This window comes from Streptococcus sp. KHUD_011 (genome assembly GCF_046352925.1).
Lineage (GTDB): Bacteria > Bacillota > Bacilli > Lactobacillales > Streptococcaceae > Streptococcus.
Window position 1 is genome coordinate 327,516 of record NZ_CP157578.1, and the last position, 26,791, is coordinate 354,306.

The 26,791-nt window shown below is 37.1% G+C and carries 21 protein-coding genes; 19 read left to right on the forward strand and 2 right to left on the reverse strand.

Annotated elements, in window-relative coordinates; genetic code table 11:
- Together mraY and ABKJ27_RS01635 are read left to right on the forward strand one after the other, a co-directional pair.
- Nucleotides 1–981 (forward strand): phospho-N-acetylmuramoyl-pentapeptide-transferase, encoded by a 981-nt coding sequence (gene mraY / locus ABKJ27_RS01630; RefSeq protein WP_020903426.1) that lies wholly within the window; start codon nt 1–3, stop codon nt 979–981.
- A 441-nt stretch (nt 982–1,422) separates the two neighbouring features.
- Nucleotides 1,423–3,528 (forward strand): ATP-dependent Clp protease ATP-binding subunit, encoded by a 2,106-nt coding sequence (locus ABKJ27_RS01635; protein ID WP_410011904.1) that lies wholly within the window; start codon nt 1,423–1,425, stop codon nt 3,526–3,528.
- A 61-nt stretch (nt 3,529–3,589) separates the two neighbouring features.
- Here ABKJ27_RS01635 and ABKJ27_RS01640 read toward each other — a convergent pair whose 3' ends face one another.
- A complete protein-coding gene (locus ABKJ27_RS01640) occupies nt 3,590–4,072 on the reverse strand; it encodes an S-ribosylhomocysteine lyase (RefSeq protein WP_410011905.1) in 483 nt (160 codons plus the stop codon).
- A 94-nt stretch (nt 4,073–4,166) separates the two neighbouring features.
- On the reverse strand, nt 4,167–5,651 hold the full coding sequence (locus tag ABKJ27_RS01645; protein WP_023946637.1) for a DUF1846 domain-containing protein: 1,485 nt from the start codon (nt 5,649–5,651) through the stop codon (nt 4,167–4,169).
- Between the two features lie 152 nt (nt 5,652–5,803).
- Between ABKJ27_RS01645 and ABKJ27_RS01650 the strand changes: the two genes are divergently transcribed.
- The 17 genes from ABKJ27_RS01650 to ABKJ27_RS01730 all read left to right on the forward strand — a co-directional run bounded on the left by ABKJ27_RS01650 (nt 5,804) and on the right by ABKJ27_RS01730 (nt 26,681).
- Nucleotides 5,804–7,411 (forward strand): glycoside hydrolase family 13 protein, encoded by a 1,608-nt coding sequence (locus ABKJ27_RS01650; RefSeq protein WP_410011906.1) that lies wholly within the window; start codon nt 5,804–5,806, stop codon nt 7,409–7,411.
- 196 nt (nt 7,412–7,607) lie between these two features.
- Entirely contained in the window at nt 7,608–9,566 is a 1,959-nt protein-coding gene (locus ABKJ27_RS01655; RefSeq protein ID WP_410011907.1) for a peptide ABC transporter substrate-binding protein, read from the forward strand.
- Between the two features lie 189 nt (nt 9,567–9,755).
- Entirely contained in the window at nt 9,756–11,201 is a 1,446-nt protein-coding gene (locus ABKJ27_RS01660; protein WP_410011908.1) for an LCP family protein, read from the forward strand.
- Between the two features lie 6 nt (nt 11,202–11,207).
- Nucleotides 11,208–11,939: a capsular polysaccharide biosynthesis protein Cps4B gene (cps4B, locus tag ABKJ27_RS01665; protein WP_247949508.1), complete on the forward strand. Its 732-nt coding sequence runs from the start codon at nt 11,208–11,210 to the stop codon at nt 11,937–11,939.
- Nucleotides 11,940–11,947: 8 nt separating this feature from the next.
- Nucleotides 11,948–12,640, forward strand: a complete 693-nt coding sequence (locus ABKJ27_RS01670) for a CspC family polysaccharide chain length determinant protein (RefSeq protein WP_410011909.1) — start codon at nt 11,948–11,950, stop codon at nt 12,638–12,640.
- A gap of 10 nt (nt 12,641–12,650) precedes the next feature.
- Nucleotides 12,651–13,352, forward strand: coding sequence for a tyrosine-protein kinase (locus tag ABKJ27_RS01675; RefSeq protein WP_203212667.1), 702 nt, complete (start codon nt 12,651–12,653; stop codon nt 13,350–13,352).
- 21 nt (nt 13,353–13,373) lie between these two features.
- Nucleotides 13,374–14,741, forward strand: coding sequence for a sugar transferase (locus ABKJ27_RS01680; RefSeq protein WP_237447058.1), 1,368 nt, complete (start codon nt 13,374–13,376; stop codon nt 14,739–14,741).
- A gap of 4 nt (nt 14,742–14,745) precedes the next feature.
- Complete coding sequence (locus tag ABKJ27_RS01685; protein ID WP_314725751.1) at nt 14,746–15,531, forward strand: LicD family protein; 786 nt, start codon at nt 14,746–14,748, stop codon at nt 15,529–15,531.
- A gap of 19 nt (nt 15,532–15,550) precedes the next feature.
- Nucleotides 15,551–16,273 carry a WecB/TagA/CpsF family glycosyltransferase gene (locus ABKJ27_RS01690; RefSeq protein ID WP_237447111.1) on the forward strand — a complete coding sequence of 241 codons (723 nt, stop codon included), beginning with the start codon at nt 15,551–15,553 and terminating at the stop codon, nt 16,271–16,273.
- Nucleotides 16,248–17,333: a glycosyltransferase family 4 protein gene (locus tag ABKJ27_RS01695; protein ID WP_125446899.1), complete on the forward strand. Its 1,086-nt coding sequence runs from the start codon at nt 16,248–16,250 to the stop codon at nt 17,331–17,333. Before ABKJ27_RS01690 ends, ABKJ27_RS01695 begins: the two co-directional genes overlap by 26 nt.
- Complete coding sequence (gene wecB / locus ABKJ27_RS01700) at nt 17,330–18,424, forward strand: non-hydrolyzing UDP-N-acetylglucosamine 2-epimerase (RefSeq protein ID WP_410011910.1); 1,095 nt, start codon at nt 17,330–17,332, stop codon at nt 18,422–18,424. The genes ABKJ27_RS01695 and wecB overlap by 4 nt, the downstream gene beginning before the upstream one ends.
- Nucleotides 18,424–19,389 (forward strand): glycosyltransferase family 2 protein, encoded by a 966-nt coding sequence (locus ABKJ27_RS01705; RefSeq protein WP_237447056.1) that lies wholly within the window; start codon nt 18,424–18,426, stop codon nt 19,387–19,389. The genes wecB and ABKJ27_RS01705 overlap by 1 nt, the downstream gene beginning before the upstream one ends.
- A gap of 6 nt (nt 19,390–19,395) precedes the next feature.
- On the forward strand, nt 19,396–20,811 hold the full coding sequence (locus tag ABKJ27_RS01710; RefSeq protein WP_247933463.1) for a flippase: 1,416 nt from the start codon (nt 19,396–19,398) through the stop codon (nt 20,809–20,811).
- A gap of 194 nt (nt 20,812–21,005) precedes the next feature.
- Nucleotides 21,006–22,166, forward strand: coding sequence for a polysaccharide polymerase (locus ABKJ27_RS01715; RefSeq protein ID WP_237447054.1), 1,161 nt, complete (start codon nt 21,006–21,008; stop codon nt 22,164–22,166).
- 162 nt (nt 22,167–22,328) lie between these two features.
- Nucleotides 22,329–23,426: a UDP-galactopyranose mutase gene (glf, locus tag ABKJ27_RS01720; protein ID WP_247933462.1), complete on the forward strand. Its 1,098-nt coding sequence runs from the start codon at nt 22,329–22,331 to the stop codon at nt 23,424–23,426.
- Nucleotides 23,427–23,450: 24 nt separating this feature from the next.
- Nucleotides 23,451–24,503 carry a galactofuranosyltransferase gene (locus ABKJ27_RS01725; protein WP_247949514.1) on the forward strand — a complete coding sequence of 351 codons (1,053 nt, stop codon included), beginning with the start codon at nt 23,451–23,453 and terminating at the stop codon, nt 24,501–24,503.
- Between the two features lie 198 nt (nt 24,504–24,701).
- Nucleotides 24,702–26,681: a peptide ABC transporter substrate-binding protein gene (locus tag ABKJ27_RS01730; protein ID WP_247949515.1), complete on the forward strand. Its 1,980-nt coding sequence runs from the start codon at nt 24,702–24,704 to the stop codon at nt 26,679–26,681.
- The last annotated feature ends 110 nt before the right edge of the window (nt 26,682–26,791 follow it).

The window sequence follows — 26,791 nt, forward strand, 5'->3', positions numbered from 1 at the left end:
ATGTTTATTTCTATCAGTGCTGGAATTGTGACATTTTTACTAACTTTAGTAGGAATTCCGGCCTTTATCCAATTTTATAGAAAGGCGCAAATTACAGGCCAGCAGATGCATGAGGATGTCAAACAGCACCAGGCAAAAGCTGGGACTCCTACAATGGGAGGTTTGGTTTTCTTAATTGCTTCTGTTTTAGTTGCTTTCTTTTTCGCCCTATTTAGTAATCAACTCAGCAATAATGTCGGTATGATTTTATTTATCTTGGTTCTTTATGGCTTAATCGGATTTTTAGATGACTTTCTCAAGGTCTTTCGTAAAATCAATGAGGGTCTTAATCCCAAGCAGAAATTGGCTCTTCAGCTTCTAGGTGGTGTCATTTTCTACCTTTTCTATGAGCGCGGTGGAGATATGCTTTCTGTCTTTGGTTACCAAGTGCATCTAGGAATTTTCTATATTGTCTTCGCTCTTTTCTGGCTAGTCGGTTTTTCAAACGCAGTAAACTTGACAGACGGTATTGACGGCCTGGCTAGTATTTCAGTTGTGATTAGTTTGTCTGCCTATGGAGTTATTGCCTATGTGCAAGGTCAGATGGATATCCTTCTAGTGATTCTTGCCATGATCGGTGGTTTGCTTGCTTTCTTTGTCTTTAACCATAAGCCTGCCAAGGTCTTTATGGGAGATGTGGGAAGTTTGGCTCTCGGTGGAATGCTGGCAGCTATCTCTATGGCTCTCCACCAAGAATGGACTCTATTGATTATCGGAATTGTTTATGTCTTTGAAACAACTTCGGTCATGATGCAAGTCGGCTATTTCAAAATGACTGGTGGTAAACGTATTTTCCGTATGACGCCTGTGCATCACCATTTTGAGCTTGGAGGATTGTCTGGTAAAGGAAATCCTTGGAGCGAGTGGAAGGTTGACTTCTTCTTTTGGGGAGTAGGGCTTCTAGCAAGTCTCCTGACCCTAGCAATTTTATATTTGATGTAAGAATGGCACCCTGATGTTCAGTTTCAGGGTGTTTTTGCATTCTAAAAAATATTGGTCAATTAAAGTCAAATCTCTTGACCTTTTCTGACTAATGTAGTATATTATGAACGTAAGGTAAATGAAAGCCTTACTCGAACACTTATACTCAATGAAAATCAAAGAGCAAACTAAGAAGTGCTCAAAACACTGTTTTGAGCTTACAGATAGAACTGACGTGGTTTGAAGAGATTTTCGAAGAGTATTATTTAAAGTAAAATAGAAAGAGGTGGGGTCTATGTTTAATCTAGAAATCTTCAGAAGTAAAGATAGTCTACTCCTGCTTGAAAAAGAAAAACCAGAAATAGTACGTAGAGTAGCGATTTAGCTAGTCTAAATTTTTTAAAACAAAGGTCAAAGATAGTCAATATCAGTAATAATAAATAATAAAAAGAGGTAAAGAATATGAATAACAACTTTAATAATTTTAACAACATGGATGATTTATTTAACCAATTGATGGGTGGTATGCGAGGATATAGTTCTGAAAATCGTCGTTACTTGATTAATGGACGTGAAGTGACACCTGAGGAATTTGCTCACTATCGTGCGACTGGTCAATTACCAGGAAATGCAGAAGTTGATGGAAAAATGCCACAACAGGCATCAGGTATGAAACAAGACGGTGTCCTTGCAAAACTAGGTCGAAACTTGACTGCAGAAGCGCGTGAGGGCAAGTTGGATCCTGTCATCGGACGAAACAAGGAAATTCAAGAAACATCTGAAATCCTTTCACGCCGTACCAAGAATAATCCTGTTTTAGTAGGAGACGCAGGTGTTGGTAAGACAGCAGTTGTCGAAGGCTTAGCACAAGCTATTGTGAATGGTGATGTTCCAGCTGCTATTAAGAATAAGGAAATTATTTCCATTGATATCTCAGGACTTGAGGCTGGGACTCAATACCGCGGTAGTTTTGAAGAAAACATTCAAAACTTGGTAAACGAAGTCAAAGAAGCTGGAAATATTATCCTTTTCTTCGACGAAATTCACCAAATTCTTGGTGCTGGTAGCACAGGTGATGGTCAAGGGTCTAAAGGTCTTGCTGATATCTTGAAACCAGCTCTTTCACGTGGAGAATTGACAGTGATTGGCGCAACTACTCAAGATGAATACCGTAATACTATCTTGAAAAATGCAGCCCTTGCTCGTCGTTTCAACGAAGTGAAGGTTAATGCTCCATCTGCTGAAGATACTTTCAAGATTCTTCAAGGTATTCGAGATCTTTATCAACAACACCACAATGTTATTTTGCCAGATGAAGTCTTAAAAGCTGCCGTTGATTACTCTGTTCAATATATTCCACAACGTAGCTTGCCAGATAAAGCTATCGACCTTGTCGATGTTACGGCGGCTCACTTGGCAGCTCAGCATCCAGTAACAGATGTTCATGCTGTTGAACGTGAAATTGAGGCAGAAAAAGACAAGCAAGAAAAAGCAGTTGAGGCAGAAGATTTTGAAGCAGCTCTAAACTATAAAACACGCATTGCAGAATTGGAAAAGAAAATCGAAAACCATACAGAAGATATGAAAGTGACTGCAAGTGTCAACGATGTGGCTGAATCTGTAGAACGTATGACGGGTATTCCAGTATCTCAAATGGGGGCTACGGACATCGAACGTTTGAAAGATATGGGTCATCGTTTGCAGACGAAAGTTATTGGTCAAGATAAGGCCGTTGAAGCAGTAGCAAAAGCTATCCGTCGTAACCGTGCTGGTTTTGATGAAGGTAACCGTCCAATTGGTAGCTTCCTCTTTGTAGGTCCTACTGGTGTTGGTAAGACTGAGTTGGCTAAACAATTGGCTCTTGATATGTTCGGAACGAAAGATGCTATCATCCGTTTGGACATGTCAGAATACAGCGACCGCACATCCGTATCTAAATTGATTGGTACAACTGCAGGTTATGTTGGGTATGATGACAATAGCAATACTTTGACAGAACGTGTCCGTCGCAATCCTTACTCTATCATTCTCTTGGACGAAATTGAAAAGGCTGATCCTCAAGTCATTACTCTTCTCCTCCAAGTCTTGGATGATGGTCGTTTGACAGATGGTCAAGGAAATACAGTGAACTTCAAGAACACTGTCATTATTGCAACGTCAAATGCTGGATTTGGCTATGAAGTCAACTTGACAGAAGATGCGGATAAACCAGAGTTGATGGATCGTTTGAAACCCTTCTTCCGTCCAGAGTTTCTTAACCGCTTTAACGCAGTTATCGAGTTCTCACACTTGACGAAGGAAGACCTTTCTAAGATTGTAGATTTGATGTTGGCTGAAGTTAACCAAACCTTGGCTAAGAAAGACATTGATTTGGTAGTCAGTCAAGCGGCTAAAGACTATATCACAGAAGAAGGCTATGACGAAGTCATGGGTGTTCGTCCACTCCGTCGCGTGGTTGAACAAGAAATTCGTGATAAGGTAACAGACTTCCATTTGGATCATCTAGATGCCAAACATTTGGAAGCAGACATGGAAGATGGTGTTTTGGTCATTCGTGAAAAAGCTTAATACAGAATTTTGAGCATAAAAAAGAAGGAACCAGCTGAAAAAACTGGTTCCTTTTTTGTGTTTAGATGATATGGCGCTCAAAGGCATCATCTGAGATTCCTTGTTCCAGGATGAGTTTCGCCCATTCTTTGGCAGAAAAGAGGCTGTGGTCCTTGTAGTTTCCGCAAGATTCGATGGTTGTTCCAGGAACCTCTTCCCAAGTAGTTGTTTCAGCGATTTCCTTGAGCGAATCCTTGATAACAGATGCAATTTCAGCGCTAGTATGACGTCCCCACATAATCATGTGGAAGCCTGTGCGGCAACCAAATGGTGAACAGTCAATCATACCGTCAATGCGGGTACGGATGAGCTTGGCCAAGAGGTGCTCAATAGTGTGCAAGCCAGCGGTAGGGATAGAGTCTTCGTTAGGTTGCACTAAGCGAATATCATAATTGGAGATGATGTCTCCCTTTGGCCCTGTTTCTTCCCCAATCAAGCGGACATAGGGTGCTTTAACAATAGTGTGGTCAAGTTCAAAACTTTCAACAATAACTTCTTTTGACATGGTAAATCCTTTCAGTTTTCTTCTTTCATTATAACATAAAGCCGGCTCCTGAGACAGAGAGAAAACCTCTCCGATAGTGGAGAGGTTCAAATCTTTACTTACGATACAAGCGATCGTATTGGTAATAAGGGTCAAAGGTTACATTGATACCCAATTTGCGAAGGACATTCTTGTCTTCATCTGTCAAGATGATGGTTGAGTGGGCTTCGCTTCCTTTGAGGTTACCAAGTTCTTCCATAGCACGAGCAGCATCAGGATTTTCTGTAGCTGTGATAGCAAGTGCAATCAGGATTTCATTTGAATGAAGGCGTGGATTGCGGCTACCGAGATGATCGATTTTAAGACCTTGGATTGGCTTAACAACTTCAGGTTCGATTAGTTTTACTTCTTTAGCGATGTCAGCTGATTTCTTGATAGCGTTGATAAGAGCAGCGGCTGTAGGGCCAAAGAGTTCTGAGTTCTTACCAGTGACAATTTCCCCAGTTGGCAATTCAAGGGCTAGGGCAGGGCCGCCAGTTTCTTCTGCCTTTTGACGGGCAACGACAGCAACCTTACGGTCTGCAGGTGTGATACCAAGGTCGTTCATAAGCAACTCGATTTTCTTGACAGCAGATTCGCCAACTTTTTCGGCTTTAAAATCAAGAACAGTTTGATAGTAGCGACGGATGATTTCTTGTTTAGAAGCTTCGACAGCAGCTTCATCATCTGTAATAGCGAAACCAACCATGTTGACACCCATATCTGTCGGAGAAGCGTATGGAGACTCTCCTAGGATACGTTCCAACATGCGCTTGAGCACTGGGAAAATTTCGATATCACGGTTATAGTTGACAGTGGTTTCTTCGTAGGTTTGGAGATGGAAGGGGTCAATCATGTTGACATCATCAAGGTCAGCTGTGGCAGCCTCGTAGGCTAAATTAACTGGATGATGAAGGGGAAGATTCCAGACTGGGAAGGTTTCAAATTTAGCGTAACCAGACTTGATACCATTGATTTGGTCGTGATACATATTGGACATACAAGTTGCTAATTTTCCAGAACCAGGTCCAGGAGCGGTTACGACAATCAAGTTGCGACTGGTTTTGATGTAGTCATTTTTTCCCATGCCTTCTGGAGAAATGATGTGATCCATATCCGTCGGATATCCTTTGATTGGATAATGAAGATAAGAATCAATTCCGTTTTTTTCCAGTTGGTTGCGGAAGGCATCTGCAGCTGGTTGGCCAGCGTACTGTGTGATGACCACTGAGCCAACAAAAATTCCCAATTCATTGAATTTATCAATCAAGCGAAGAACTTCTTGGTCATAAGAAATTCCCAAGTCACCACGTGCCTTGGAATGTTCGATGTTGCTAGCGTTAATGGCAATTACAACCTCGACTTGCTCTTTCAATTCTTGCAAGAGCTTGATTTTGTTGTCAGGCTCATAACCAGGAAGGACACGAGCAGCGTGGAAATCTTCTAACATTTTGCCACCAAACTCCAAGTAGAGCTTGCCGTCAAATTGGTTAATGCGCTCCAAAATGTGGTCGCGCTGTAGATTCAAATATTGTTCAGAACTAAAAGCTTGTTTTTTCATTTTTTTACCTCTGACCCCTATTATAATAAAAAATTGGAAGTTAGGGAACTATGGAGTTAAAAAAGGAATCAAAAAGATTAGGCAAACGCTTGCATAAAATTTTAAAAAGCGCTATCATAGACTACAGCTTATTAAAATAATGAGGTAAGAAGATGCAAGAAAAATGGTGGCACAATGCCGTAGTCTATCAGGTCTATCCTAAGAGCTTTATGGATAGCAACGGAGATGGAATTGGTGATTTGCCAGGTATTACCAGTAAGTTAGACTATCTAGCTAAGTTAGGAATCACAGCGATTTGGCTGTCTCCTGTTTATGACAGTCCTATGGATGATAATGGCTATGATATTGCTGATTATCAAGCGATTGCGGCTATTTTCGGAACCATGGAGGATATGGATGAGCTGATTGAGGAAGCTAAGAAACGTGATATTCGTATCATTATGGACTTGGTGGTCAATCATACTTCGGATGAACATGCCTGGTTTGTCGAGGCCTGTGAAAATCCTGACAGCCCTGAGCGAGACTACTATATCTGGCGCGATGAGCCCAACGACCTAGATTCTATCTTTAGTGGGTCTGCTTGGGAATACGATGAAAAGTCAGGTCAATACTATCTCCACTTTTTCAGCAAGAAACAGCCGGATCTTAACTGGGAGAATGAAAAACTTCGCCATAAAATTTATGAGATGATGAACTTCTGGATTGATAAGGGCATTGGCGGTTTCCGTATGGATGTTATCGACATGATTGGGAAAATTCCTGATGAGAAAGTAGTCAATAATGGTCCCATGCTCCATCCTTATCTCAAGGAGATGAATCAAGCGACCTTTGGAGATCAGGATCTCTTGACAGTAGGGGAAACCTGGGGAGCAACTCCAGAGATTGCCAAGCTCTACTCTGATCCAAAGGGCCAAGAATTGTCTATGGTCTTCCAGTTTGAGCATATCTGTCTTCAGTATCAGGAAGGTCAGCCTAAATGGCACTATCAAAAAGAGCTGAATATCGCTAAGTTGAAAGAGATTTTCAACAAATGGCAGACAGAGTTAGGAGTTGAGGACGGTTGGAATTCGCTCTTCTGGAACAATCATGACCTCCCTCGTATTGTCTCAATCTGGGGGAATGACCAAGAATACCGTGAAAAATCTGCCAAAGCCTTTGCAATTTTGCTTCATCTCATGAGAGGGACACCTTATATCTACCAGGGTGAGGAGATTGGGATGACCAACTATCCGTTTGAAACGCTGGATCAAGTAGAAGATATTGAATCCCTCAACTATGCGCGTGAAGCTCTTGAAAAAGGTGTTCCGATGGAAGAAATCATGGACAGTATCCGTGTCATTGGTCGTGACAATGCCCGTACCCCTATGCAATGGGACGAGAGCAAAAATGCTGGTTTCTCAACAGGTCAACCTTGGTTGGCAGTGAATCCAAACTATCAAGCAATCAACGTTCAAGAAGCGCTGGCAAATCCAGATTCTATTTTCTATACCTATCAGAAACTGGTCCAAATACGTAAGGAGAATAGCTGGCTGATTCGAGCTAACTTTGAACTCTTGGAAACAACTGACAAGGTCTTTGCCTATATCCGTAAAGATGGGGACCGTCGTTTTCTAGTTGTGGCTAACTTGTCCAATGAAGAGCAAGACTTGACCGTAGAAGGAAACGTCAAATCGGTCTTGATTGAAAACACCGTGGCTCAGGAAGTCTTTGAAAAACAAATCTTAGCTCCATGGGATGCTTTCTGTGTGGAATTACTATAAATATTTTTTACAGAAAAATTTAAAATTGAAATCGCATAAAAACAAGGGAGGACTGTATGAAAGGCAGAAATCCTTTGTTTTTTTTATAACCAAGGTTTATAAACTTTCATTCTCAAAATTCAATTAACTTTACAAATTCCCACTATTTTGGTAAAATAAACTTATGTTATAAAAACTAACATAAAGGAGAAAGAAGATGACTACAAAAAAGCGTGTCCTTAGTGCAGGCCTGACTTTTGCAGCTGCTTTGCTTTTAGCTGCTTGCGGACAATCAGGTTCAGATACAAAAACTTACTCATCAACCTTTAGTGGAAATCCAACTACATTTAACTACTTGTTAGACTACTACGCTGATAATACAGCCATCATTACCAACCTAGTTGATGGTTTGCTTGAAAATGACAACCACGGAAACCTAGTTCCATCTTTGGCAGAAGACTGGTCTGTTTCAAGCGATGGCCTGACTTATACCTACAAACTGAGAAAAGATGCCAAATGGTTCACGGCTGACGGTGAAGAGTACGCCCCAGTCAAGGCACAAGATTTTGTGACAGGTATCAAGTATGCAGTGGATAATAAATCCCAGGCCATTGACTTGATTCAAAACTCGATCAAGGGCTTGAATGATTATATTACAGGAGCGGATTCTGACTTTTCTAAGGTTGGGGTGAAGGCCATTGACGACCATACTGTTGAGTATACTTTGGCACGCCCAGAGCCTTACTGGAATTCAAAAACAACCAATAGTATTCTTTTCCCAGTGAATGAAGAGTTTCTAAACTCAAAAGGGAAAGATTTTGGGACCCTATCTCCAGATAGCATTCTCTACAGCGGACCTTATTTGTTAAAAGATTTCACATCAAAATCATCGATCGAGTATGTGAAGAATCCGCATTACTATGATCATGACAAAGTATCGATTGAACACGTAAAATTGGCTTACTTTGACGGCTCAGACCAAGAATTGACCATCCGTAACTTTGAAAGTGGAGCTTATTCTATCGCTGGGGTTTATCCAAATAGTTCTAACTTTGCCAAGACCAAGGAAAAATATAAGGATAATATCGTCTATAGCTTGCAGGACAAGACTTCTTGGTATTTCAATTTCAACGTCAACCGTAAGGCCTACAATCACACTGCTAAAACGACAGATGAGCAGAAGAAGTCAACTGAGACAGCTGTCTTGAACAAGAACTTCCGTCAAGCAGTGAACTTTGCCTTGGATCGCACAGCCTATTCTGCTCAGTCAAATGGGGAAGAAGCAGCTAGCAAGACCCTTCGTAACACCCTAGTGCCTCCTACATTTGTCCAAGTCGGAGACAAGACCTTTGGAGAAGTAGTGGCTTCTAAATTGGTTAACTATGGCACAGAATGGTCAGGTATTAACTTGGCAGATGCTCAGGATGCCTATTTCAACAAAGAAAAAGCCCAAGCAAAATTTGCGGAAGCTAAAAAAGAATTGGCAAGTCAAGGTGTGACCTTCCCAATTCACTTGGATGTGGCAGTTGATCAGACGAGTAAAAATGCCGTGACAGGCATGAACTCAGTTAAGCAGACCCTTGAGTCAATTTTGGGTGCTGATAACATTGTCATTGACGTTCAACAACTTTCAACAGATGATTTTAACAACGTAGCCTTCTTGGCACCGACACCAGCTGATCGTGACTATGATTTGAACTTTGATGGTTGGGTAGGTGACTACCAAGATCCATCAACTTATCTCAATCCTTTCAATGCAGAGGATGGATTCTACCTCAAGATCTTTGGTCTAGATGCTCAGGAAGATAAAGCTAAGATTGCTAGCTTGGGGCTTGATACTTACACCAAGATGCTCAAAGATGCAGATAGTGAAAATAAAGATGTAGCCAAACGATATGAAAAATATGCTGAAGCACAGGCTTGGATGATTGACAATTCTCTGATTATGTCAGCTATGTCAAGTGGTGGAACAGCATCTGTAACCAAAGTAACGCCATTTACAAGAGGGTATTCACTGGTCGGCATCAAGGGTGATGGCAATAACTACAAGTACATGAAACTGCAAAAAGATACTGTGACAACCAAACAGTATGAAGAAGCTAAGGCCAAATGGGAGCAAGAAAGCAAAAAAGCAATCGAAAAAGCTCAAAAAGAAGCAGAAAATCATGTTAAATAGATGAACGAGGTTCCGTAAGGGACCTTGTTTTAATGTTTATATAGTAAATTTATTGATGTAATTGTTTGCAAATCAAAAAGAATGTTTCGGAAAGAAGATGAAAACGCCTTACCTAAGCGGATTTATCTCACAAGTGTATTTTTTTATGATATAATAAAATGAAATAAAAATTGATAATAGAGGTATATCGTGAGTAGATCTTCGAAGCGAGCTCGTCAGGGTAAAACAAAAATAGTGATTAGTTGGGGGTTGCTAGCTATCTATGCATTACTAGCAGTCTTTTTATTGTTTTTGATTTTCAAGTACAATATGCTAGCCTTCCGATATCTCAATATAGTGGTCACTGTCTTAATTGTAGCCTTAGCCATCTTGTGCTTCTTTTTAATTCGGTCCAAGAAAGTTCAAAATCTAACGCTGTTTTTATTACTACTTGGTGTGTTAATCAATGGTACTTCTCTCTTTGCTGTAGGGCAGTTCATTGGATTTACCAGTCGCCTGAATGCGACATCGAATTACTCGAATTATTCGATGAGTGTTGCGGTGTTAGCAGATAGTCCAATTGATAATATCAGTCAGGTAACCAGTGTAATGGGGCCTACTGGGACGGATAAGGATAATATCCAACAGTTGATGAATGATCTGAAGGCTAGTCAAAATAAGGAATTGACTGTCGAAGAAAGTAGCTCCTATCTTGCGGCCTATAAGAGCTTACTAGCCGGTGATACAAAGGCAATCATTCTAAACAGTGTCTTTGAAAACATTATCGAATCGGAATATCCTGACTATGCTTCGAAAATTAAGAAAATCTATACCAAAGAATTAACCAAGACGGTTGAAACTCCAAAAGATGTCAAAGGTGACAGTTTCAACGTTTATATCAGCGGAATTGATACTTACGGTCCAATTAGCTCAGTTTCTCGTTCGGATGTCAATATCATTATGACAGTGAATCGTGAAACGAAAAAGATTCTCTTGACAACGACACCTCGTGATTCCTATGTTCCAATTGCAGATGGTGGCAACAACCAAAAAGATAAGTTGACCCATGCGGGGATTTATGGGGTAGATGCTTCAATTCATACCCTGGAAAATCTCTACGGTATTGACTTGAACTATTATGCTCGTTTGAATTTCACTTCTTTCTTGAAGTTGATAGATCTCCTTGGTGGGGTTGATGTTCATAATGATCAGGATTTTACATCATTGCATGGTAAGTTTCATTTTCCTGTAGGGAATGTTCATCTTGATTCGGAGCAAGCTCTTGGCTTTGTGCGTGAGCGCTATTCTTTGGCAGATGGTGATCGGGATCGTGGCCGTAACCAGCAAAAGGTCATTGTTGCAATTCTGCAAAAATTAACTTCTACGGAAGCTTTGAAAAATTATGACAGTATTATAAAAGGGCTGCAAGATTCGATTCAAACCAATATGCCACTTGAAACCATGATGAACCTGGTTAATGCCCAACTTGAGAGTGGTGGAACGTATAAGATCAATTCGCAAGATCTTAAAGGAACAGGGCGTATGGATTTGCCATCTTATGCCATGCCTGATAGTAACCTCTACATGATGGAGATAAGTGATAGCAGTTTAGAGTCAGTCAAGGCTGCAATCAATGATGTGATGGAAGGAAAATAAGACAAAATGATTGATATTCATTCGCATATTGTATTTGGTGTGGATGATGGTCCAAAATCTAAGCAAGAAAGCAAGGCGCTTCTGGCAGAAGCCTATAGGCAAGGGGTAAGGACTATTGTATCGACATCGCATAGACGAAAAGGAATGTTTGAAACTCCTGAGGAGACAATAGAGGCAAACTTCCAAGAAGTTAAGGAGCTAGCCAAGGAGGTGGCTCCAGACTTGACCATTCTCTATGGAGCAGAAATTTATTATACTAGTGATGTGCTTGCGAAATTGGAGAAACAGGTCATTCCAAGTCTTAATGGGACACGCTATGCTCTCATTGAGTTTAGTATGGCTACCCCTTATCGGGAAATCCATACTGCTTTGAGCAATGTTCTCATGCTTGGGATAACGCCTGTAGTTGCCCACATTGAACGTTACCATGAATTAGAGAATAACGAAAAACGGGTGAAAGAGTTGATTGATATGGGTTGCTACACTCAAATCAATAGTTCCAGCATTTTAAAACCAAAGTTATTTGGGGATAAATATAAATTTATGAAGAAACGAGCTCGCTATTTTCTAGAGCGAGACTTGGTACATTTTGTTGCTAGTGATATGCACAATTTGGACCAAAGACCGCCTTACATGAAAGAAGCTTATGAGATCGTTTCAAAACAATACGGTGAAAGAAAGGCGAGAGAATTATTTATCGAAAATCCTCGCTTCATCTTAGCGGATCAAATTATTTAGGAGTTGACATGAAAGAAAATAAAGAAATCGCAATTGACATTGTCCAATTATTTAAAATCCTTTGGAAGAAGAAAATCGCTATTATCCTAACTGCGATTGTAGCAGCTGTCATAGCTTTTGGTGTAAGCAGTTTTGTTCTTACGCCTGAGTATTCTAGTACAACACGTATCTATGTAGTCAATCGAAATCAATCGGAAAAAACAGGGTTGACCAACCAGGATTTGCAGGCTGGTACTTACCTGGTAAAAGACTATAAGGAAATTATCCTTTCGCAAGATGTATTGGAGAAAGTCATTTCAAATCTTAAATTAGAGAAAACAGTTAAGGCGTTAAGCAAGAAGATTCAGGTAACAGTTCCTGTGGACACTCGTATCGTGTCAATTACTGTAAAAGATGCCCAACCAGAAGAAGCGAGCCGTATCGCCAATGCTCTTCGTGAGGTTGCATCGGAAAAAATCATTTCTGTAACTCGTGTATCTGATGTGACAACACTAGAGGAAGCGAGACCGGCACTAACTCCATCCTCACCTAATATTCGTCGAAATACTGCGCTTGCTTTCCTAGTAGGTGGTGCAGTAATGGTTGTTTCAGTCTTATTGTTTGAATTATTGGATGATCGTGTCAAGCGACCAGAAGATGTCGAAGAAGTCATGCATGTCGCACTTTTAGGAATTGTTCCAGATTTGGATAAGTTAAAGTAAGGGAGAAAATATGCCAACATTAGAAATCGCACAAAAGCGTTTAGATTTTGCTAAAAAAGCTGAAGAACACTATAATGCTTTGCGCACCAATATTCAATTGAGTGGTGATAATTTGAAAGTTCTTGCCATCTCATCTGTCAAACCTGGTGAAGGGAAATCTACAACTTCAACTAATATCGCCTGGGCTTTCGCACGTGCAGGCTATAAAACATTACTAGTAGATGCGGATATCCGTAATTCAGTTATGTCTGGTGTCTTCAAGTCAAGAGAAAAAATTACTGGATTGACTGACTTTTTGGCAGGGACTACTGATCTTTCAAATGGTCTCTGTGATACCAATATTGATAACCTATTTGTTATTCAGGCAGGACCGACATCACCTAATCCAACGGCCCTCCTGCAGAGTGAAAATTTCCATACCATGATTGATACCCTACGTAAGTATTTTGACTATGTCATTGTGGATACTGCACCGATTGGGATGGTTATTGACGCCGCTATCATTACACAAAAATGTGATGCTTCTATCTTGGTTACGGCAGCTGGAGAGACAAAACGACGTGATGTCTTAAAGGCGAAGGAACAGTTAGAACAAACAGGGACTCCTTTTTTAGGTGTAGTTCTAAATAAATTCAACACCGAAGTTGAAAAATACGGAGCTTATGGTGGTTATGGAGCTTATGGAGCTTATGGCAATTATGGGAAAAAGTAAAAAATAAACTAGGAAGTAGTTATGGAAGAGAAAGGGATAAAAATATCTCTGGCAGTAATCCAGAGTTTTATAGTAGTGTTACTGGGGTATTTTCTTAGTTTTGTTAAAGAGACAGATATTCTTTCAACAACAATGATTGTCCTATATATTCTCCACTACATAGTATTTTATTTTAGTGATTTCGGTCAAGATTTTTTTAAAAGAGGATATTTACGTGAGCTTGTTCGCTTGACAAAATATATCATTTTCTTTGCGTTGGCAATTAGTCTTTCCAATTTCTTTTTAGAAGAACGCTTTAGCATCTCTAGACGAGGCATGGTGTATTTCTTAACCTTACACTCGATTCTAATGTATCTAGTCAATATTTTTATCAAGTATTATTCGAAACGGATATTTCCTAATTTGAAATGGAGTAAAAAACTATTCTTGATTACAGCAACATCTAGAGTTGAGAAAGTGATGGATAAATTACTTGATGCTGGTGATTTCTTTGGAGAACTGGTGGCAGTTAGTGTATTAGATAAACCTAATTTCCAACATGATACTATTACAGTCGTACCAGTCGAAGATATTTTAAATTTTGCAACTCACGAAGTTGTGGACGAAGTGTTTATCAATCTTCCTAGTGAAGAATATGATATTGGTGAATTTATTTCTCGTTTTGAAACGATGGGAATTGATGTAACAGTTAATCTAAATGCTTTTGACCATAATCTAGGGCGTGACAAGAAAATCCGTGGGATGGCTGGTCTAAATGTCATTACCTTTTCGACGAAATTTTATAAAAATAGTCATGTCATTGCTAAGCGTGTCATAGATATTATTGGTTCTATTTTTGGTTTAATGATTTGTGGCTTAGTCAGTATAGTTCTAGTTCCAGCTATTAGAAAAGATGGTGGGCCTGCTATTTTTGCCCAGACACGTATAGGAAAAAACGGTCGACATTTTACTTTTTATAAATTTAGATCAATGTGTATTGATGCTGAGGATAAAAAGAGAGAATTGTTGGAGAAAAATACTATGCAGGGTGGTATGTTTAAGATGGATAATGATCCTCGCATCACAAACATTGGGCGCTTTATCCGTAAAACTAGCTTGGATGAACTCCCTCAATTTTGGAATGTTTTGAAAGGGGATATGAGTCTAGTTGGAACAAGACCGCCAACAGTTGATGAATATGAGACATACACACCTGAACAAAAACGTCGATTGAGTTTTAAACCAGGTATCACTGGACTTTGGCAAGTTAGTGGTAGAAGTGAGATTAAGAATTTTGATGAAGTTGTTAAATTAGATGTAGCTTATATAGACGATTGGACAATTTGGAAAGATATTGAAATTCTACTAAAAACAGTTAAAGTTGTATTTATGAGGGATGGAGCGAAGTAAAATTATGAATAAAGTGAGGGAAATTCAACTAGGAGAATTATCTTTATTAAAAAGTTTTATTGCTATTTGTAGTAAATATGATTTAAGATATTATGCTTTGGGAGGGACATTGCTAGGAGCAATTCGTCATAAAGGATTTATTCCTTGGGATGATGACATGGATCTAGGGATGCCTCGAAAAGATTATGAAAAATTTTTGTCAATTTGCAAAAAGGAACTTCCAGAACATGTCGTTTTGAGACTTCATGATGATAATTTAGGTAATACCTCTATTATGGATACATCTTTACAAATTCCATTTGGAGATGAACTTTGTAGTCCTTTCATAGATATTTTCCCTCTGGATGGTTATCCAGATGATCGTTTTCATTATTTTATTCATACAAACAAAATTAAATTATATCGTGCACTTTCTAAAATTTCTGTAATCGATCGTTTACATGACAGAGATCGGGGAAGTTTTGAAAATGCAATTGTGAGTATATCAAAAGTTTTGAAATTAAATAAACTTCTAAAAACAGCCACTATTAACAACAAATTACAAAATCTAATTAAACAATATGATTTTGAAACTAGTTCAATAGTAGGGAATGTACTAGGTTCATATAGAGAACGTGAACTTGCTAGAAAAGAAGTATTCGGTGAACCACAATTACTAGAGTTTGAGAACTTGGAAATCAGTTGCCATGCAAACCCAGATGAATATTTAACAAAAATATACGGTGATTACATGAAGTTACCCGAAGAAGCAGAACGTAAGGGTCATTTCGAGTCTACATGGGGAGATTAATTTGAATAGTTTTGATTTAATGGGGGTCAGGATTGACCCTTTAACAATGGATGAAACAGTACAGGCGGTTGAGAATTTTGTCATTGAACAACGCCCTCTTCATTTAATGGGCGTAAACGCTGATAAGATTAACCAATGTCAATCAGATGAAGTCATTAAAAAGATAGTTAATGATTCTGAAATCATCAATGCAGATGGTGCATCAGTCGTTCTAGCCTCTCGATTTTTGGGCTACCAAGTTCCAGAACGAGTTGCTGGAATTGATTTAATGCAAAGATTATTAAAATTAGCCGATGAGAAATCTTATTCAGTGTATTTCTTTGGTGCTAAAGAAGAAGTTTTGCAAGATATGTTACAAAATTTCAAAGAAGAGTATCCAAATCTACGAGTTGTTGGACATCGTAATGGTTATTTTTCTGAGGAAGATGAGCAAGATATTCAGGAAGATATTCGTGAAAAGAATCCCGACTTTGTATTTGTTGGAATTACTTCACCTAAAAAAGAATACATCATCCAAAAATTTATGGATAATGGAGTGAATTCTATTTTTATGGGTGTAGGTGGTAGCTTTGACGTACTGTCTGGTCACATTCAACGTGCTCCACTTTGGATGCAAAAATCAAACTTGGAGTGGTTATTCCGAGTTGCTAATGAACCAAAGCGTCTCTTTAAACGATACTTTGTAGGGAATGTTACCTTTATTAAGCGAGTTTTAGATGAGAAACGAAAAACGAAAAAATAATATTTTACATATTTCACGAACGATGGATATTGGTGGTGCTGAGAGAATCGTGTATCAGTTGAGTTCTGATTTGCAAGATGAATTTGATAGTGTACATGTTGCTTCTACAGGAGGCCTTTGGGAACCAAAATTAGATGCCCAAGGAATTATCCATCATAAAATTCACGATATAGACAGCAAAAATCCTCTTACTGTTTTGAAGTTGCTTCTTACTATTTATCAAATTATTAAGACAAATAAGATTACTCTGGTTCATACGCATCATCGTATGGCAGCTTTTTATATTCGTTTATTAAAACTGATAAATCCCAAGCTAGTCCATGTTTACACTGCTCATAATGTCTTTAAAGATAAGTTGCCTTTATATAGATTTTCACTGAAAAATGCCTATAGTATTGCAGTTGGTCAAGCAGTTAATAAAAATTTGAAAGATGATGTGGGAGTGACAGACAGCACTGTTATCTATAACGGAGTGATCTTGAAACAGTCAGATAGACAAGTTGATGAGATTATGAAGTTTGATGGAATCAAGCTAGGCTGTATTGCAAGATTATCTAAACAAAAAGGCTTGACTTATCTGCTTGATGCGATTTCTTTGATTTCAGATGAAAAACTTCGTTTATTTATCGTTGGGGATGGAGAGCTTAGAGCCGAACTAGAAAACAAGGTTAAAGAACTAAATCTGGAAGATAAAGTATCTTTTTTAGGATATCGCAAGGATATAGTAGAATGTATCAATAGTTTTGATTTTTGTGTTTTGCCTTCAGTATTTGAAGGATTTGGCCTAGTTGCCATTGAGGCATTTATGAATAGCAAAACCTTAGTTGCCACGGATATACCGGGATTAAACGAAGTTGTTACAAATGAAAATGGGATCTTGGTTCCTGCTAAAGATGCTAGGGCCTTAGCTTCTGCTATTGAGAGTCTGGCGACTGACTCAACTCTTAGAACTAGGTTAGCTCATCAAGCTAAAAAAGATTATGAAGAGAAGTTTAGTTATCCTTTATTTTTAGAGAATTATCGTAAATTTTATCAAAAACTAATGGGGGATTCGAAATGAAAAAAGTAATGTTAGTTTTTGGGACGCGTCCAGAAGCAATAAAAATGTGTCCCTTAGTGAATGAACTGAAGAAAAATGATTCAATCAAAACACTTGTATGTGTAACTGGTCAACATAAAGAAATGTTAGAGCAAGTTTTAGATGTCTTTAAAGTTGTTCCTGATTATGATTTAGGAATTATGAAGGCAAATCAAACACTATTTACAATCACGACAAGTATTTTAGATAAAATTCAAGCAGTTTTAGAGCAGGAAAAACCAGATATTGTTCTTGTTCATGGGGATACTACAACCACTTTTGCGACAGCTTTAGCTGCATTTTACATGGGAATTAAAGTTGGACATGTAGAGGCAGGATTGAGAACTTATAATCTTCAAAGCCCATTTCCTGAAGAATTTAATCGTCAGACCACTTCAATTATTGCAGATTTCAATTTTGCTCCCACAGAAGTGGCTAAAGAGAATCTTTTAAAAGAGGGAAGAGAAAATATTTATGTTACTGGAAATACTGTTATTGATGCCTTGAAGACAACCGTTCAAGATCATTATGACCATCCTATTTTAGAGTGGGCTAAGGATAGTAAACTCATCATGTTGACAGCTCATCGACGTGAAAATCTTGGTCAACCCATGGAAAATATGTTTAACGCAGTTAATCGTATCCTGAATGAGTTTGAAGATGTTAAAGTCGTATATCCTATTCATAAGAATCCTAAGATTCGTGAGCTAGCAAGTAAAGTGTTTGGTGACAATGAACGGATGCAAATCATTGAACCTCTAGAAGTCATTGATTTCCATAATTTTATGAATCAAAGCTACATGATTTTAACAGATTCGGGTGGTGTACAAGAAGAAGCACCTTCTTTAGGTAAACCAGTATTGGTAATGCGTGATACAACAGAACGTCCAGAGGGGATTGCTGCAGGAACCTTGAAATTAGTAGGAACAGAAGAAGAAAATATTTATACTAATTTCAAACTGCTTTTAGAAGATGAAACAGAGTACAGCAAGATGAGTAAAGCAAGTAATCCATATGGAGATGGAAAAGCTTGTGAGCGTATTGTTGATATCATTTTGGAAGGATTATCATAATGGATCAGATTTCTATTGTTGTACCAGTGTACAATGTTGAGAACTATTTGAGTTATTGTGTAGAAAGTCTAAGACAACAAACATATAAAAATATTGAAATAATCTTAGTAGATGATGGTTCGACGGATAGTTCTGGAGAAATTTGTGACCAATATGCTCGAGAAGATGACAGAATAAAAGTTCTGCATATTGAAAATGGGGGATTGTCCAATGCCCGCAATACTGGGGTAAAAGAATCTTCAACAGATTGGATTGTTTTCATTGATTCAGACGATTATTATGACCATAGAGCCATTGAATATTTAGTAGAACTTAGAGATAAGTATAGAGTTGATCTTGTAGCAACTCCAGTGATTGAAGTTAGAAACTATGAAAATAGTGATTTCCTAGGAGATTTCAGAGAGAAATATTCTGGAAAATTAGATCGTAGAACAGCTTTAGAACAAATGTTTTATGGAAATTATGTTGGGACACATTCAGGTGGTAAACTATATAAGAAAGAAATTTTATTAAGGTTTCCATATCCTAATGGGATGTTGTATGAAGATTTAGCTCTTGCTTATGAGCATATTGCTTTCTGTGAAAATATTGCTGTTAGTGATCTAAATCTTTATAAATACTATCGAAGACCAGGAAGTATTGTAAATTCTAAGTATAGTGATCGTCTCTTAGATTTTTACAAGGCAATGGAATGGAATAGAAGTTATGTTGAACGAGACTATTCAGGTGATAGGGATATGAGAAGAGCCTTGAATGTTCGCTATGTTTTTAATGGTCTGCATATTGTACATGCTATGCTTAGTTCAGATATGTATGCTGAAGTTAATAAAATTAGAAAAGAATACATTCAATATTTCAAAGATGTTATTCCGAATTCAAATGTTACAAGGAAAAATAAATTGAAATATATATTGTTTCTCGTATCTGCAAAATTGTATAAAAAAGTCAGAGGGAAAATGGGTTAGATAGTCATGAAGGTTTTAAAAAACTATGCTTACAATCTCTCTTATCAATTACTAACCATTGTACTACCTTTCATAACAACACCGTATGTTACAAGGGTTTTCAGTTCAAATGATTTAGGAACTTTTGGCTATTTTAATTCGATTGTTGCTTACTTTATTTTTTTGGCAACATTAGGAGTAGCTAATTATGGGACAAAAGAGATTTCAGCTCATAGAAATAATATCCCTAATAATTTTTGGGGTATTTATACCTTGCAGTTTACTGCGACTTGTATATCGATATTTCTATATATTGGTCTGTGCTTTTCATTTTCATTTATGCAAAATCCAGTAGCATATATATTGGTATTATCTCTATTATCTAGGGGATTAGATATTACTTGGCTTTTTCAAGGACTAGAAGATTTTAGAAAGATAACTGTTAGAAATATCACTGTCAAACTCATAGGTGTTATTTCAATATTTTTGTTCATAAAGTCTCAGAATGATTTATATCTATATGTCTTTTTATTAACTATATTTGAATTTTTAGGACAATTAAGTATGTGGCTGCCAGCTCTAGAATTTATAGGTAAGCCACAATTTGACTTCAATTATGCCAAGAAACATCTTAAACCGGTGATATTACTGTTTTTACCTCAAATAGCGATATCTTTATATGTTACGTTAAATAGGACAATGCTTGGAGCTTTAGCATCAACAACAGATGTTGGAATTTATGATCAATCTTTAAAGTTGGTAAATATCCTACTTACTTTGGTAACTTCACTGGGTAGTGTTATGCTACCACGTGTTTCGAATCTTTTATCAACAGGGGATAAGAAGTCTGTGAATCGCATGAATCAATTATCTTTCTTGATATACAATCTTGTGATTTTTCCGACTATTGCAGGTATGTTAATTATCAATAATGACTTTGTGAAATTTTTCTTAGGAAATGACTTTCAAGAAGCAAGATATGCTATTGCAATCATGATTTTTAGGATGTTTTTTATTGGTTGGACGAACATTATGGGGATTCAAATTTTGATACCTCATAATAAGAACAAAGAATTTTTGATTTCAACAACGGTTCCAGCAATTATTAGTGTTGGTTTAAATTTACTTTTACTGCCTGAATTTGGATATATTGGGGCTGCGATTGTTTCTGTATTAACAGAAGTATTTGTATGGGTTATCCAATTGTATTTTACAAGAAAATATTTAAAAGATGTACCAATTTTTAAATCAACTATTAAAATATTTTCAGCATCAATTCTTATGTATGTTACCCTTTCATTTTTGAAGTCAATTTTGACTTTTACACCTATTGTTAATGTTGTTGTATGTGCTATTGTGGGGGCGATACTTTATGGTTTGCTAATTTTAATATTTAAAATAGTTGGCTTAAAGGAGATAAAAGAGCAGCTGTTAAATAATTAGTATGATGATAATCTATACAGAAATAATCAAAGTTATTTTTGCAAGAATTTGTTTTAGCTAAGTTAGTTGATTGAAAAAGTCTAGAAAGGGAAGGATGGAAGATTGTAGATGAACTAAAAGTTTAAAAATATTAAATAATATATAAAAATTATCAATTATGTTCATTCTATATTATTCTTTACCAAATAAATAATATGATAAAAATTAAATTTGAAAATCTACTGGTTAGTATTGTTGTATCTGTAGTGATATTTTTTAATACTATTTCTACTACAATGCTGGATAAAACTTTTTTTCAAGCTAAAGCAAATTATCTTTTATTAGTAGTTTTGTTATTAGGTCTTCGTTTTATGTTTCCAACACGTATTTCATTTAAATATCTAATATTTTCTTCTTTGCTATTATTATCAGGAATTTTAGTATATTTTCAGACTGGAAAACTTAATTTTCTTATTTATTCAGCCCTTCTAGTTTTATTAGTTAATGTAGATATGAAAGTAGTTTTGAAAACGTATGTCATTGTAGCAGGTTTTCTTGTACTAAGTGTATTTCTTTTATCTCTCTCAGGTGCAGTACCCAATCTACAATATAATCGTGAAGGAGTTATTCGGAATTCGTTTGGATTTATCTATCCTACAGATTTTGCATCCCACTGTTTCTATATTTTCTTGGCTTTTTCTTATTTATTAAAAGATAAATTTATATGGATTAGATCTCTAATAGGTGTACTTTTATCTTTCTTTGTTATAAAATATTGTGATGCACGTTTAAATGGCTTATCAATTATTTTAGCAACAATTATTTTTATATTTTTCTATTTTAATGAAGATAAGAAATTTCGGATCTATTCAATTTTCCCTTATTCTGTAGTTCTATGTTCGTCAATAATGATGTATTTATCTTATATTTTCTCTTGGGGATCTCCATTTTTAGTATCTATCAATAAATTAATTACAGGTAGATTAGCTTTGGGGAAAAATGCATTTAATACTTTTGGTGTACATCTTTTTGGAACTAGAGACGTATTATTTAAAGGGTCAGGAGGTAAAACGGAGGCTGTTATTGATTATAACTACGTAGATTCATCGTATGTTCAAATGTTATTTACATATGGTGTTATACCTCTTGTGCTACTTATATGTCTGTATGTTGTAATTTCGAGAGAACAGTATAAGCAGGGGCAATATTTATATGTAGTAATATTATCTTTAGTGGCTCTAAACTGCATGATTGAAGCTTTTTGGTTTGTCCCGACTTACAATATATTCATGTTTTTGTTGTTCACAAAAAATACTTTTGTTAATAAGTCGTTGAATAATTTTAATCCTTTGGATAAAACGGAGTTGTTAAACTGATGAAATGAATTTTTTTGATTTACAAAATTATTTTTCTTCATAAAATGAACTATTCAAACTAATATTTCAAAAAAAATTTTAAAAATTTATTTTTTCATGAGATTTTAATGAGGATAACTTTACAATGCTACAAAAGTGTCGAGTCTGATAAAGGAGTGTAATATGTACGACTATCTAATCGTTGGTGCTGGTTTGTCTGGAGCAATTTTTGCTTATGAAGCAACCAAGCGTGGAAAAAAAGTAAAAGTGATTGATAAACGTGACCACATTGGTGGAAATATCTACTGTGAGAATGTAGAAGGAGTCAATGTCCATAAATATGGTGCCCATATTTTCCATACTTCTAATAAGAAAGTTTGGGATTATGTGAATCAATTTGCTGAATTTAACAACTATATCAACTCGCCTGTAGCTAATTACAAGGGTAGCCTTTATAATCTACCTTTCAATATGAATACTTTCTATGCTATGTGGGGAACAAAAACTCCTCAAGAGGTCAAAGATAAGATTGCTGAGCAAACGGCTCACATGAAGGATGTTGAACCTAAAAACTTGGAAGAACAGGCTATTAAGTTGATCGGCCCAGATATTTATGAAAAGTTGATCAAAGGATACACTGAAAAGCAATGGGGACGTTCTGCGACTGACCTTCCACCGTTTATCATCAAACGTCTACCAGTTCGTTTAACCTTTGATAATAATTATTTTAACGATCGTTACCAAGGGATTCCAATTGGTGGCTATAATGTCATCATCGAAAATATGCTGAAGGATGTAGAAGTAGAACTTGGTATTGACTTTTTTGCCAATCGTCAGGAATTAGAAGCTTCTGCTGAAAAAGTTGTCTTTACAGGGATGATTGACCAATACTTCGATTACAAACATGGTGAATTAGAATATCGTAGTCTTCGTTTTGAGCATGAAGTTCTGGATGAAGAAAACTATCAAGGAAATGCAGTTGTCAACTATACAGAACGTGAAATTCCTTATACTCGTATTATTGAGCATAAACATTTTGAGTATGGTACGCAAGATAAAACGGTCATTACTCGTGAATACCCAGCAGATTGGAAACGAGGAGATGAACCTTATTATCCAATCAATGATGAGAGAAACAATGCTATGTTTGCTAAGTATCAAGAAGAAGCAGCACAGAATGATAAGGTGATTTTCTGCGGACGTTTGGCCGATTATAAATACTACGACATGCATGTGGTCATTGAACGTGCCCTAAATGTTGTAGAGGAAGAGTTTAAATAAGATAACGAAGGATAAAATTGATAGATGAAATATTATCTAAAAGAAGAATTTCTGAAGGATTCTGGTGCACGAAATGCGGGGAATAAGGCTCGAAACGATGTTGAAGAAATAGTAGTTCGTGAGGGCTATAGTCCTTTGTTATTGATGGTAGATGATTGGTATCAAATGGGGACTATTAGAGCCCAACGACACAAGGCCAAAGCCTTATCCAAAGCAATCTCTAAGTTAAAGGAAGGGGATCAGCTACTGATTCAATTTCCTATGCTTCATCATAGTTTCTTTACGACTCATTTAGTCAAAAGAATGCAGCGTAAAGGAGTGAAGGTTCACTTTATTATTCATGATTTAGAAGTTTTGCGCTATGCTAATTTGGATACAGTACCCTTGAAGCATAAAATTCGTGTTCATCTTCAAGAGTCAAGTCTTTTGAAACAAGCTGATGGTCTTATTGCTCATAATCCAGTTATGAAATCAGTGCTTGTTGATAAGGGAATTTCTGAGAAAAAAATAGTTAGTTTAGGCATTTTTGACTATCTGATCCCGAATTATCAGGAGAAAGAAGATTTATCGAAGGAAGGAGCTATTATTGTAGCTGGAAATTTAGCTCAAGAAAAAGCAGGTTACTTATATGAGTTGCCTGCAAGACCGGCATATAACCTCTATGGTGTTGGTTTTGATGAGGCTAGAAAGCTATCCAATGAAACCTATTTTGGTTCCTTTCTTCCAGATGAACTACCGTCAGCGTTAGAAGGAAGCTTTGGTTTAGTTTGGGATGGTGATAGTTCTAAAACTTGTAGCGGAGTGTTTGGTGAGTATTTGAGATACAATAATTCCCACAAGGCTTCCCTTTATTTGGCTTCTGGTTTTCCTATTATTGTTTGGAAACAATCTGCTTTGGCTAATTTCGTCTTAGAAAAAGAGTGTGGAATTAGTGTTGAAAGTTTACTTGACTTGGAAGAAGTATTGGACAATTTGTCTCAAGAAGAGTATCAGGATTTGGTCAAAAATGCTAAGGCCGTAGGTCAAAAAATTCGTGAGGGTTCTTATCTTCTTTCCGCATTGCAAGCTTTAAATTAATAAATCTAAAAATGACTTAAATAGATGGATGAGGGAGTTACTGGATTCCCTCTTTTATTATAGTTAAAAAGAGATTAAAAAATGAAATAACATTCGATATTTGTCAGAAAATAACAACTAAAAATGAAAATTCAGAAAATTCTATTGACAGGACTTTAAAAAGGGTCTATAATGGATAGAAAAACAAAGGAGAATACCATGAAAACAAGGAAAGTATTGGCTCTTGCGGGAGTCACTTTATTAGCAGCTGGTGTCTTAGCGGCTTGTTCTGGTGGTTCTGCTACTAAAGGTGAGCAGACCTTCGCATTTACCTACGAGACAGACCCAGATAACCTCAACTATTTAACAACTGGTAAGGCAGCGACTGCTGACATTACTAGTAATGTAATTGATGGATTGCTTGAAAATGATAAATACGGGAACCTTATTCCCTCAATGGCAGAGGACTGGTCAGTTTCTAAGGATGGATTGACTTATACTTATAAGATTCGTCAGGATGCCAAGTGGTACACATCTGAGGGAGAAGAGTATGCTCCTGTTAAGGCTCAGGACTTTGTGACAGGTCTTAAATATGCGACAGATAAGAAATCTGAAGCTCTATACTTGGTACAGGATTCAATCAAAGGTTTGGATGCATACGCTAAAGGGGAAAATAAAGATTTCTCTCAAGTTGGGATTAAAGCTCTTGACGATCAAACAGTCCAATACACTTTGAACAAACCTGAAAGTTTTTGGAATTCTAAAACAACTATGGGTGTTTTAGCGCCAGTCAATGAAGAGTTTTTGAACTCAAAAGGGGATGATTTTGCCAAAGCTACGGATCCAAGTAGTATCTTGTATAATGGTCCTTATTTGTTGAAATCCATTGTAACCAAATCTACTGTTGAATTTGCAAAAAATCCTAACTACTGGGATAAAGACAATGTCCATATTGACAAAGTCAAATTGTCATTCTGGGATGGTCAAGATACTAGTAAACCTGCAGAAAACTTTAAAGATGGTAGCCTTTCAGCAGCTCGTCTCTATCCAACAAGTGCAAGTTTCGCAGAACTTGAGAAAGAGATGAAGGACAATATTGTCTATACGCAACAGGACTCTACGACTTATGTAGTAGGAACAAACATTGACCGTCAGTCCTATAAATATACTTCTAAGACTAGTGAAGAACAAAAGACCTCAACTAAAAAGGCTTTGTTAAACAAGGATTTCCGTCAGGCTATTGCCTTTGGATTTGACCGTACAGCCTATGCTTCTCAGCTAAATGGACAAACTGGAGCAAGCAAAATCTTACGTAATATCTTTGTTCCACCAACATTTGTTCAAGCAGATGGAAAAAACTTTGGTGACATGGTCAAAGAAAAATTGGTGACTTACGGGGATGAATGGAAGGATGTGAACCTTGCTGATGCTCAAGATGGTCTCTATAATCCAGAGAAAGCCAAGGCAGAATTTGCTAAGGCTAAGACTGCTCTTCAGGCAGAAGGAGTACAGTTCCCAATTCACCTAGACATGCCTGTTGACCAAACAGCAACTACAAAAGTTCAGCGTGTCCAATCTATGAAACAATCCTTGGAAGCAACTTTAGGATCTGATAATGTGGTTATTGATATTCAACAATTACAAAAAGATGATTTATTGAATGTTACTTTATTTGCACAAACTGCTGCTGGTGAGGATTGGGATCTTTCTGATAACGTTGGATGGGGACCAGACTTCTCAGATCCATCAACTTATCTTGATATCATCAAGCCTTCTGTAGGGGAAAATACGAGAACTTACCTAGGATTTGATTCAGGAAAAGATAATGAGGCGGCTAAAAAGGTTGGTCTCAATGATTATGATAAAATGGTCAATGAAGCAGGGGAAGAAACTACAGATATTACAAAACGGTATAACAAGTATGCCGAAGCTCAAGCATGGTTGACAGATAGTGCCTTAGTCATCCCAACAACTTCTAAAACTGGTCGTCCAATCTTGTCTAAGATGGTACCATTCACTTTACCTTTCGCTTTCGCAGGTAACAAGGGGACAAGCGATCCGCTTCGATACAAATATCTTGAACTTCAAGACAAGGCAGTCACAGCAGATGAATATCAAAAAGCTCAAGATAAATGGATGAAAGAAAAAGAAGAATCCAATAAAAAAGCGCAAGAAGAACTTGCAAAACATGTGAAATAAGATAAAAAGAAGTTAGTTATTCGCTAACTTCTTTTGGTTTATCGAAAATGAGTTGAAACCTCTCTTCACTTTCAAAGATTATGAAACTAATTTTTTTGTAGAAAAAATCC